The sequence below is a fragment of the Chitinophaga sp. 180180018-3 genome (assembly GCF_037893185.1).
Lineage (GTDB): Bacteria > Bacteroidota > Bacteroidia > Chitinophagales > Chitinophagaceae > Chitinophaga.
The window spans coordinates 2,876,468-2,888,278 of record NZ_CP140772.1; the positions used below are offsets into that span (position 1 = coordinate 2,876,468).

Genomic DNA, 11,811 nt, shown 5'->3' on the forward strand with positions numbered 1-11,811 from the left:
AATTCTTAAATTTTTAATCACCACTACGTTATGAGAAAGGAACTACTCAAGCCTTCTTTTCGCCCGCCTTTCCTCTCGCTGATAGCATGCCTGTCTGTGCTCAGTGTGCTGGATCTGCAGGCACAGGTCGCCTATGCCGCCGGCCTCGCCCGGCAGGTACAGCACCAGCCGGCTACGGACCGCGATAAGCCACCTTCCCGGAACTACCTGGTTAGCCTGAATGTCGATAATGCCAGTCTTGCCCAGGTGCTCGACAAAATCGAAGAACAAACTTCACTCGTATTCGTGTATGCGAACGAAGACATAAAAGCTGCCCAGAAAATTTCGTTGAGTGTAAAAGATAATAGTCTGGAAGATGTTTTACAGATGATACTGCTGCCCAGGGAAATCAGCTATGAATTCATCGGGAACAAAATCATCCTGAAACACCGCCCCGCCGATGCTGCCGCCGATCAGCAACAGGAAATCATCATCAGCGGCCGCGTGGTCGACAATCAGGGCCAGCCTATCCCCGGCGTTAACATCCGCGTGAAAGGGCTTTCTGTTGGCACCACTTCCATCTCCAATGGCACCTACACCCTGAAAATACCCGGCAGCGCCGCCAACGGCGTGCTGATATTTTCCTCTATCGGCTATGCGCCTTCCGAGATCAATATCGGTGGCCGCACCAGCATTACCGCCATGTTGATGTCCGATTCCAAAGATCTGAATGAGATCGTCATAACCGCTTATGGCCAGCAGAAGAAAACGCAGGTAACGGCTGCCATCAGCACGGTGAACTCAAAAGATATCACTGACCGCCCGGCGGTGAACATGTTCCAGGCACTGCAGGGGCAGGCGCCTAACCTCATCATGCAACAGGCTACTGCCGAGCCGGGAACAGCCATGGTGATGAATATCCGCGGCGTAGGAAGTCTTACCGGCAACGCTCCACTCGTTATCATCGATGGCGTCGTAGCCGGCAACAACGGTTTGCAGAATCTGAACCCTTATGATGTGGAAAGCATCTCCGTACTGAAAGATGCCGCTTCTTCTGCTATCTATGGTTCACAGGCCGCCAACGGTGTTATCTATATCACTACTAAAAGAGGAAAAAAAGACGAACGCCCTACGGTACAATATAACGGCATGTATGGCTGGCAAACGCCTACCACCTTGCCCCGGCAGGTGGAAGCCTGGCAGTATATGACGCTGAAGAATGAAGCGCTGGTGAATTCAGGCAAAACGCCGCAGTTCGCGCCGGAAGATATCAAATACTGGCACGACAGAGGCTCCGAGCCCGCCATGCTGCGCGAAATGATCCGCAAAACCACGCCTCAGCAAAGCCATAACATCAGCCTCACCGGCGGCGGTAAAACCAGCAGCTACCTGTTCTCCCTCGGTTACCTCGATCAGGGCAACATGCTGCAGAATAAATACGTGCCGCAGGACTTTTTCTACAAACGCTACAATGCCCGCCTCAATGTTTCCATTGATGTAAGCAAATACGTGAAAGTAACCGGTAACGCCGCTTATACCCGCTCTACCTTCCGCACCCAGCAGGCCGATATCGGTTTGCTGATGCGCGATGCAATGAGGGTGCCGCGTATTTACCCGGTAAAAGATTCACTCGGTAACTGGGTAGTACCAAGTCTTACCAGCAACAGTGTTTTTGCCCAGCTTTCCGATGCCGGCTATAACCTGCGTACCATCGATAACCTCATGGGCGGACTGGATGTAGTGATCACACCGGTGAATCATTTTAAGATCAACCTGAATGCCTCCGGTAATTATAACATCAATAACAACCAGGGCCGCTGGAATAAATTTTCCTATGCACCCTACTATACAACTGCCACACCACCTCAGTATAACCAGCTGCAGCAGGACGAATACAAGGATCTTACCACTAACGTATATGCTACCGCGGAGTATGAGAATACTTTCGGTAAGCACTACGTGAAAGGTCAGGTAGGAGCGAGGAGCGATGCCACTAATGAATTCTATGGTTTCAGAGCTACCCGTTACGGTACCACTAATCTTGATAACGACTGGTCTATCGGTGGCGGATATATCCCCAAACCGGATGGCACCTACGACTACCGGGATATAGGTACCTACAACGATATCACTAACCCGAATCTTTATGCACTAAACTCCCTGTTCGGTCGCGTGAACTATGCCTTCAATGACAAGTACCTCGCTGAATTCACCTGGCGTTACGATGGTTCGTCGAAACTGGCGCCTGGTCATCGCTGGCAGTTCTTTCCCGCATTCTCGCTCGGATGGCGGCTGACGGACGAAACGTTCATGAAGGAAATAAAAGACCGGATCGGTAACTTTAAACTGCGCTACTCCTGGGGGCAGGTGGGCAACTCCAATATCGGCGGTTTCAACTACCTGTCGAGGGTAAAGATCAATGATGCCAACTACGCATTCAATAACTCCCTGGCGCCCGGTAGTACCTTCTCCACTTACAACGATCTGCTGAAGTGGGAAATATCCACGATGGCCAACTACGGTATTGATGCAGACTTCCTCAATGGCGCTCTGACTGCTTCTTTCGACTACTTCAATAAAAATACCACCGGTATTTATCTCTTCCAGACCATCCCCGGAACAGCAGGTACCGATGCTCCGCTGGAAAACGTAGGCAAGGTAAATAATAAAGGCTGGGAGCTGGTGCTGAACTACCGGTTCAGCACGGGTGCATTCCGCCACAGTGTAGGATTTAACCTGGCAGACAATCTGAACAAAGTGGTGAAATTCGGCCAGGAATCAATAAGAGGCTCCGATGTAGCTTTTATCATCAAAGAAGGCTATCCTTTGGCATCTTACTATGGTTACAAATCCAATGGCCTCTATCAGAACCTCGACGATATCAAGAATGCGCCTAAGGTGCCTTTTGCCTACAACCAGCAGGTGATGCCGGGAGATATCAGGTATATAGACCGCAACCACGATGGGGTGATCGATGAAAACGACCGTTATATTTTCGGAAATCCGTTTCCCCGCTACACCTTCGGCTTTAACTATAGCATCAGCTGGAAGAACTTCGATTTCTCTATGTTCTGGCAGGGCGTAGGTAAAAGAAGCCAGTTCCTCCGTGGCGATATCGTGGAAGCCTTCCACAACAACGAGGATCATGCTATGGTGCAGCACCTCGACCGTTGGACACCTACTAATCCGGGTGCCAGCTATCCGCGCCTGACCATTGGTTCGGCTGATGCCAACAACTTTGCTTATTCCGATTACTGGTTGTATGATACCAAATACCTGCGTCTGAAGAATCTGCAAATTGGTTACAACTTACCGGCCTCCCTGATGAAACGTGCGAGGATGCAGGGTGTAAGGGTATATTTCACCAGTCAGAACCTACTCACGATTACGCCTAAACGTTTCCGTGAGCTGGGCGTAGACCCTGAGTTTACACAGTTCGATGATAAGTTGTCGATGACAAATTACAATGCCATTGCAGGACGTAATTACCCGAACGCCGCCACTTTTGCAGTAGGACTGGATATTAAGTTCTGATGTCTAAATTATCAATTGTATGAAGAAGTTATTGCTATCGATATTAATTGCCTCAGCGGTGACCGGTTGCCGGAAGCTGGATCAGCCTATCACCCGGGAATATACGGAAACAGCCTACTGGCGTAATGCCCAGGATGCGCTGGACGCGTTGGCCGCCTGCTACGAGCATCTTTCAAAAGATGACTATTTCTTCGGCGACGAAGCGCTGAGCGACAATGCCTACAACAGCGGCGGCGGTATGCTCAACGTAAATGCCATCGCCAATGGTGGCTACGACGGCGCTAATGCACGCGTGGCTGATACCTGGAAATATTATTATACCACTATCAGAAGATGTAATAATGTAACCACCAACATCGACCGCGTGCCGGCCCTGGATCCCGCGTTGAAAAAACGGATACTGGCCGAAGCCCGTTTTATCCGCGCCTATGCTTATTTTGAGCTGACCTCCGCATTCGGAGATGTCCCATTTTACACCAACCTGATTTCTATTGACGAGTCACGCGTTATTACGCGCACGGATAAGAATACAGTTCAGCAGTTTGTACTGACGGAGCTGGCAGATATACAGAAAGATTTGCCCACCAACACGCAACAGGCGCAAAACGACCGTGGCCGTGTTACCCGCGGTGCTGCCATCGCCATGAGCGCCCGCGTACACCTTTATCGCGGCGAGTGGCAGGGGGTGGTGAGCGATTGCGAACAGCTGATCGGAAAATCAGATAACGGCAGCTACGCCCTGTTCGCGAACTACAACAGCCTGTTTACCGTGGCGAACGAGTACAACAGTGAGGTGATACTGGACCTGGAATATGGTGGTGGCAGAACGTACGACAAACAACGTTCTTTCATGCCGCAGACCATCGCAGCGCTGAGAAGCGTGCTCGTGCCTACACAGGACCTGGTGAACGATTACATCATGACTAACGGGAAGGGGATCAACGAAGCCGGTTCCGGGTTCGATGAAAACAACCCTTACGCCAACAGGGATCCCCGCTTTGAAGCCACCATCCTGCATCATGGATCTAAAGTGACAGATTTTACCGGTAACGTACAAACGATTCTGACACAGCCTGGCTCAGTACCTTCCACCAACAGCGTAGACGACCAGGGGGCATCACCAACCGGTTATTATTTCTACAAATACTACGACCGTAGCGCTACCAACTATTCTTCTTCACTGAGCCTGATCCTCATCCGCTATGCCGATGTATTGCTGATGTATGCAGAAGCAAAGAATGAATTAGGGCAGATGACTGCCGGTGTGTGGAACCAGACCATTCAACCACTCCGTGTGCGTGCAGGATTTAATGATGCCGGTGCTACCCAGTTTAATGCAGCCCTGAACCAGGATCAGCTGCGTACCGTCATCCGCCGCGAAAGAAGGGCAGAACTGGCTTTTGAAGGATTACGCGTACTGGATATACGCCGCTGGAAAATTGCCGATGCGGTCATGAACAAACCGGTAAGAGGTATTAAAGTATCCTCAGGTGCTTTTAACAAAGATCCTAACGGATATATCATCGTGGAAAGCAGGTTGTTCACCAACCCTAAGCACTACCTGTGGCCGGTGCCCACCATTGAACGGGATCAGAATAAAAATCTTTCACAAAACCAAGACTGGTAATCATTCCACCTAAAACTGAACTAACATGCAAAAATATCTCTTTATTATACTGGGTGTTTTTCTCTTCGCGTGTAAGAAAGACAATTATACACTCAACGTCAATATGAAACCGGTGCCTAAATTAATGGCGCCGCTCGATAATAAATACATCAAGCTGCAACCCACTACCAGCGCTACTGTTAGCTTCGAATGGGATCAGGCCAGGGCAGAAGATGGCTCGCTGGTATTGTACGAAGTAGTGTTCGATAAAGAGAATGGCGACTTCTCTTCGCCTGTTGCCAAGTTTACTTCCGACGGCGGCGGCGTGCAGAATAAACTCACCTTATCCCACAAAGACCTGAACAGCGTGGCGGGTAAAGCGGGCATCGCTTCGCTGGCTACCGGAAAGCTGAAATGGACGGTGCTGTCTTCCAAAGGGTATAACATCCAGAAAGCAGCAGAAACGAGGCTGATAGAAGTAGAGCGGCCTAATGGTTTTGCAGAGATACCTACCGACGTATTCCTGACCGGCGACGCTGTTGAAACAGGTACTGACCTGTCGAAAGCGCTGAAGCTGAAGTCTGTAGCCCCGGGGGTATATGAAATTTATACCTCTCTCAAAAACGGCAAATATCATTTCACCAACCGCAATACCGGTACGCCTTCCACTTATTCTATCAGCGGATCGGCGCTGAAAGAAGGGGGTGAATCTACACAGGCTGCCGGCACCAAAGCCTACCGCCTGCGCCTCGACTTCAACAACGCTGCCGTAACCGTTACAGAAATCACCAGCATCGGCCTCTGGTTTGCGCCGCTGAATAAATTCCTGTTCGAGATCCCTTACGCCGGCAGCAGCACCTGGAGCATCAAGAGCCAGCTGATCACCTTCAAACAGGAATCATGGGGCCGCGACGAGCGCTACAAATTCCGTATAGCCGTTAAGGATAGTGATGGCAACCCCGGCGAAGAGTGGATAGGAAGCTCCAACCAGGACAACAGCCGGCCTACGGCTGCCACTCCGGCCAGCTTCTGGGAACTGAAGCCTATTGCCAACAACGATCAGTGGAATTACTGTTATAAGTTCATGACAGAAGAAGACGGGAAGAACTGCGACGTGAATCTGTACTTCTATACAGATAAGAATTACACCCATGAAGTAATCGCTAAATAAGAATGACTATGAAGCTGATTAAATATGCCTTATTAATGTTCCCCCTGGCCTTCACTGCCTGTTTGAAAGAACCAGTAGATGACGGCCCGGGCCCGGGCGCCGGTAAAGCAAGATATGTGTTCGACTGGCCTAAGATCGCGGATTCGTCACAACAGGCGCTTACCTCATCTTTCTGGAACCAGGAAAAATATTTCAATGCCAACAGTGCAGGCGGTACCACCTTTAATTACTGGCCTAATGCACATGCATTAGACGTACTAACGGATGCCTATATACGTAAAAACGATCCGGCTGTTAAAGCTCGCATGGACGATCTGCTGGCAGGGATGAAAGCGAAGAATGGCGGTAGCTATATCAACTTCTTCTACGACGACATGGAATGGATGACCCTGGCCTGTTTACGCGCATTTGAAGCAACAGGGGATACAAAATACAAGGAAACCGCCGTGTTATTATGGAACGATATCAAAGGCGGATGGGACAATGTATGGGGCGGAGGTATTCACTGGAATAAAGACAAAGCCAAAAATTACAAGAATACGCCGGCCAATGCACCTGCCTGTATTATTGCGTGTCGCATGTACGGCGTAACCCAGAACCCCGATGATATCGCCTGGGCAGGAAAGCTCTACGACTGGGAAAAAAGTACCCTCGTAGATCCATCGAGCGGGCTGGTATGGGATGGCATCAACCAGGATGGCAGCGGTCAGGTAACAAAAAACTGGAACTTCACCTATAACCAGGGTGTATTCATCGGCGCCGGCATCGAAATGTACAAGCTGACAGGCCAGAACATCTACCTGAACGATGCGCTGAAAACAGCCAACAACACGCTGGCCGGCGGATTTACCAATGCCAACATCCTGAAAGATGAAGGCGGCGGAGATGGCGGCCTGTTTAAAGGCGTGCTGGTGCGCTACCTGATGCTGCTCATTACAGATGGCAGTATCAGCAGCACAGATGCCGCTAAGTTTGCCGCTTTCCTGCAGCTGAATGCAGAAACGCTGTGGGTGAAAGGTACTGCCCGTCCGCAGCTGCTGTTCAATACCAACTGGACAACCACCGGTACCTCCGCAGATCTGACCACTCAGCTCAGCGGAACAATGCTGGTAGAAGCAGCAGCCAAACTGAAAGATATGGGGCTGATTAAGTAATCTAAATCATAACAATGGGGAGAAGAACAACGACCGTTATCCTGTGCGGTGTACTGATGGCAGGCAGCGTCTCCGCTCAAAGCAACCAGCAGAAAGCGGAGGCCTTGCAACAGGCGGTGAATAAATACCTGTACGAAAACAAAAGCGGTTTGTACATACAAACCAGCGACCGGGCTAAGAATCATAATCCGCATGCGGACCTCTGGGGCCTCTGCGGGCTGATACAGGCCACCAACGAAATGGAGCGGATGCATCCGGGAAAGCAGTACATGCAGCCTGTTGTAGCAGCCATTAATCAGTACTATGATCCCATTCCGCCTACGCCGGGTTATGCTTCCTATGTGGTGAAAGAACGCCGGGAAGACCGCTACTACGACGATAACCAGTGGATCGGTATCGCCTACCTCGATGCCTATGAACGCACCGGGAAGAAATGGTTCCTGCAAAAGGGCGATGAGATTTACCGCTTCATGATGACGGGATTCGATACCATCAGCGGAGGCGGGCTGTATTGGAAAGAAGGCGACAAAACCACTAAAAATACCTGCTCCAATGGTCCGGGTATATTACTGGCCCTGCAGCTGTACAATGCCACCCACAATAAAGCTTACCTCGATACCGCGCTGCTGCTCTATAACTGGGTGAACAAACACCTGCGCAGCAACAGCGGGGTATACTGGGACGCTATCAAGCCCCAGGAAAACAACCGTATCGATTCTGCCGCATATACCTATAACACCGGTACCATGCTGGAGGCAAATGTGAAATTGTACCATATCACCAAAAATGCTCACTATCTCACGGAAGCACAGCATATCGCCGAGGGAGGGTACCAGCGCTTCTTCAGGAACGGCCGCTTTCATTCTTCCTATTGGTTCAATGCCGTACTGTTGCGGGGCTACGAGGCCCTGTATAAAACAGATAAACATCGCAAATATATTGACGCCATGCAGGAATATGCCGACAACGTCTGGAAACATGACCGCGACAGCGCTAATAACCTGCTGGGAAGCCGCCCGGAGAAAGAACTACTCGGACAGGCGGGGATGATGGAGATATATGCGAGGTTGGCGGTGAGCCTTTAGTCGTTAGTAAAATGCAGCGAAGATTACATGATGGTTAAATTTCATGTAATCTTCGCTGCATTTTACTAATAGCTATTCCTAATTTGTAATTATATTAGGAAATTAATTAATTTTATAGCGAAATCTATCCTATGAAGCTGCTCCTTTTCCCGTTCCTGGTATTACTACCATTGTTTGTCTGTGGGCAGACGGGAGTTCAGACGGCGGCAAAGAAAGGCAATCGTGAAACAGAGTTTAAAATGAAAGAAGGAAGCTATCTCAGCTTTGCACAGGTGAACCTGAGCCTGGGTGAAATAGGATTCCGGGTGGAAGTAGCGTCTGAGCAAAAGAAGGGTAACTCAAAGCTGGAATTCCGGATAGATAAGCCCAAAGGGAAGATCATCGGTGTGCTGGACATACCTTATACCGGCGACAGTACCCATGCGCTGAAACTCACCGGGAACCTGAAACATGCGGAGGGAGTACACGACCTGTACCTGGTTGCCAGGGGTGCGGTGCCCTTCAGTATTACTTCATTTGGATTTATTTTTAATTATTAAGATACCCCGCTATATATAGGTCCGGGAAAAATCCCGGGCAACTAACCCGGAAAAGATGAGGATGTTTTCATGAACATCCCGTATTTTGCCGTTGTCTAATAAGAAATTATGCCAGCAAGAACTTTTGCCATCGGCGATATACATGGCGCCCTCCGGGCGCTGGAACAGGTAATCACGGCCATAGCACCACAAAAAGAGGATACCCTGGTTTTTCTCGGGGATTATGTAGACGGATGGCCGGAGTCGGCACAGGTGATCGATTACCTGACTGCTCTTCAGCATCGCACCAACTGTATCTTCATTAAAGGGAATCATGATATGCGTTGCGAAGAATGGCTGAAGGGAAATGATCCGGGCCATTTTTGGGCGAGAGGCGGGGGACGGGCTACCGTGGCCAGTTACGCAGGCTATACCCAGGAACAAACGCAACAGCATCTGGAGTTTTTTGCCGCCATGAAATATTTTTATACGGATGATATGAACAGGCTGTATATCCACGGTGGCTTTACGTCGAATGCCGGGCCTGCCGCAGAACTGCCAGCAGAAAACGTTACAACAGACCGCAGTTTGTGGGAACTGGCAGTAACAATGGACCAACGGGTGAAATCACATCCGGAATTGTTCCCGAAAAGACTCGCGCTTTTTCATGAAATTTACATCGGTCATACGCCCGTGCTGATCAACTATGCCGATATGCCGGTACAGGCCTGCAATGTCTGGAATGTTGATACCGGCGCGGGTTTCTACGGAAAATTATCCGCACTCAATACAGCTACCAAAGAAATCATACAAAGTGATAACGTGCCCACGTTATATCCCGGTATAAAGGGCAGGAGTTAGGTTTAATTAAACGTTACCGCCATGGATATTAAACAGTTTGAAGACAAGAGCCTGGCGCATTTTTCCTACGCTGTCTGTAACGAGGCAACGAACGAAATAATACTGATAGATCCCGCCAGGAATATTAAGCCTTATCTTGATCTGGCAGCATCGCTGCAGGCGCGGATTACACACGTTATTGAAACCCATCCGCATGCCGATTTTGTAAGCGGCCACCTCGAGCTGCACGAAACCACTGGTGCGGTGTTGCATTGTTCCCGTCTTGTTGGCGCCGCTTATCCTCACATTGGCTTCGACGAAGGAGATGAGATCGTGTCAGGAGATATTACGCTGAAAGCGTTGAATACGCCCGGACATTCGCCAGACAGCATCTGCGTGGTGCTGGAATATGCCGGTGTTCCGGGCGTGGTATTTACGGGTGATACGCTGTTCATAGGAGATTGCGGCCGGCCCGACCTCCGGGAGCAGGCAGGCAACCTGACCGCCCGTAAAGAGGAACTGGCGCGGAGTATGTATCACTCCCTGCGGGAAAAACTGATGCCGCTGCCCGACGATACCCTCGTGTATCCTGCTCATGGTGCAGGTACCCTTTGCGGTAAATCGCTCAGCGATGCGGATAGTAGCACCATTGCCATAGAAAAAATAAGTAACTGGTGTTTGCAGGATGATACAGAAGATGAATTTGTTGCGGAATTACTTGCCAGGCAACCCTTTGTACCAGTGTATTTTCCTTATGATGTGGCAGTGAACCGGGTAGGGGCGCCACCTTTGGCCGCCTCCCTGGCAAAGGTGCCACGGATAGACGGAACACCTGTTTTTGAAGAGCAGGTGCCTGTTGTTGATACCCGGTCTGTAACCGCTTTCAGAGAAGGAGCACAGCCAGGTGCCATCAACCTGCAAAATGGCGGAAAGTTTGAAACCTGGCTGGGTAGTATCATCGGGCCGGACGAACAATTTTATCTGCTGGCAGCTACCGCACAACAGCTCACAGACGTAATGGAAAAGACGGCCCGTATCGGGTATGAGTCGAAAATAAAGGCGGCGCTGGTGTATACACAAGGTGCAGCTCAGCTGGAAGTCTTGCCCCTCAATGATTTCAAAGCTCATCCGGAAAGATACACCGTTGTGGATGTACGAATGTCATCAGAAGCCGCGGATTATCCCATCTTCCAACAGGCCTTATCAATCCCGCTGGATGAGCTGAGAAAACGCGTGACAGAAATCCCTGTTACAAAACCGGTGGTGATACATTGTGCCGGCGGATACCGGAGCGCGGCAGCAACCAGTATCGTGGCCGCTGCATTGAAAGATAAAGTACCCGTGTATGACCTGGGAGAAGCGGTGAAACAATTTTATCCCGGAGAAAAATAGCGGCACAAGACAGGTTCCTGCAGGAACAATCTGTTTTAATTTGAGCATGATAAGGGTAGGGTGCGCTTACCGGAAACAGAAAACACCCTACTTTCGTTATAATGCTTCACCTCAAAACTGATGATCATGTTTAGTAAGACACCCACATTCAGTAGTTTCTCTGTCAATAGTCTTAGCGAAGCCAAAACTTTTTATCACGATGTGCTGGGAATTGAAACGGATGATCGCGAGCACATGATAAATCTGAAACTGGCAGATGGAAAGAATATACTGGTATATGAAAAACCGGATCATGCACCGGCTACCTTCACTGTGCTCAATTTTGTAGTAGACGATGTGGATGCAGCGGTAGATCAGCTGAATGCCCAAGGTATTGTTATGTTGCAGTATGGAGGCCCCATCGCAACCGATGCCAAAGGGATTCATCGCGGTGAAGGCGGTGAAACCATCGCCTGGTTTGCCGATCCGGCCGGTAATATTTTGTCTGTTTTGAAATCTTCCATGTTATAGTACAATAAAGTTTGGTATCCTT

At 49.8% G+C, this 11,811-nt stretch carries 9 protein-coding genes; all 9 read left to right on the plus strand.

From position 1 onward, the window contains the following. The first annotated feature begins 30 nt into the window (after positions 1-30). The 9 genes from UNH61_RS11290 (at position 31) to UNH61_RS11330 (ending at position 11,789) form a co-directional block, all read left to right on the plus strand. A complete protein-coding gene (locus tag UNH61_RS11290) occupies positions 31-3,513 on the plus strand; it encodes a TonB-dependent receptor (protein WP_339070980.1) in 3,483 nt (1,160 codons plus the stop codon). Positions 3,514-3,532: 19 nt separating this feature from the next. Beyond that, positions 3,533-5,140, plus strand: a complete 1,608-nt coding sequence (locus UNH61_RS11295; RefSeq protein WP_339070981.1) for a RagB/SusD family nutrient uptake outer membrane protein — start codon at positions 3,533-3,535, stop codon at positions 5,138-5,140. 25 nt (positions 5,141-5,165) lie between these two features. Beyond that, positions 5,166-6,290 carry a SusE domain-containing protein gene (locus UNH61_RS11300; RefSeq protein ID WP_339070983.1) on the plus strand — a complete coding sequence of 375 codons (1,125 nt, stop codon included), beginning with the start codon at positions 5,166-5,168 and terminating at the stop codon, positions 6,288-6,290. Between the two features lie 8 nt (positions 6,291-6,298). Beyond that, positions 6,299-7,444 (plus strand): glycoside hydrolase family 76 protein, encoded by a 1,146-nt coding sequence (locus UNH61_RS11305; protein ID WP_339070985.1) that lies wholly within the window; start codon positions 6,299-6,301, stop codon positions 7,442-7,444. A gap of 14 nt (positions 7,445-7,458) precedes the next feature. Beyond that, a complete protein-coding gene (locus tag UNH61_RS11310; RefSeq protein WP_339070986.1) occupies positions 7,459-8,529 on the plus strand; it encodes a glycoside hydrolase family 76 protein in 1,071 nt (356 codons plus the stop codon). A 131-nt stretch (positions 8,530-8,660) separates the two neighbouring features. Then, positions 8,661-9,068, plus strand: a complete 408-nt coding sequence (locus tag UNH61_RS11315; protein ID WP_339070987.1) for a carbohydrate-binding protein — start codon at positions 8,661-8,663, stop codon at positions 9,066-9,068. A gap of 108 nt (positions 9,069-9,176) precedes the next feature. Beyond that, a complete protein-coding gene (locus tag UNH61_RS11320) occupies positions 9,177-9,908 on the plus strand; it encodes a metallophosphoesterase (protein WP_339070988.1) in 732 nt (243 codons plus the stop codon). 21 nt (positions 9,909-9,929) lie between these two features. Further along, positions 9,930-11,279 (plus strand): MBL fold metallo-hydrolase, encoded by a 1,350-nt coding sequence (locus UNH61_RS11325; protein WP_339070989.1) that lies wholly within the window; start codon positions 9,930-9,932, stop codon positions 11,277-11,279. Between the two features lie 126 nt (positions 11,280-11,405). Continuing rightward, a complete protein-coding gene (locus UNH61_RS11330; RefSeq protein ID WP_339070991.1) occupies positions 11,406-11,789 on the plus strand; it encodes a VOC family protein in 384 nt (127 codons plus the stop codon). The last annotated feature ends 22 nt before the right edge of the window (positions 11,790-11,811 follow it).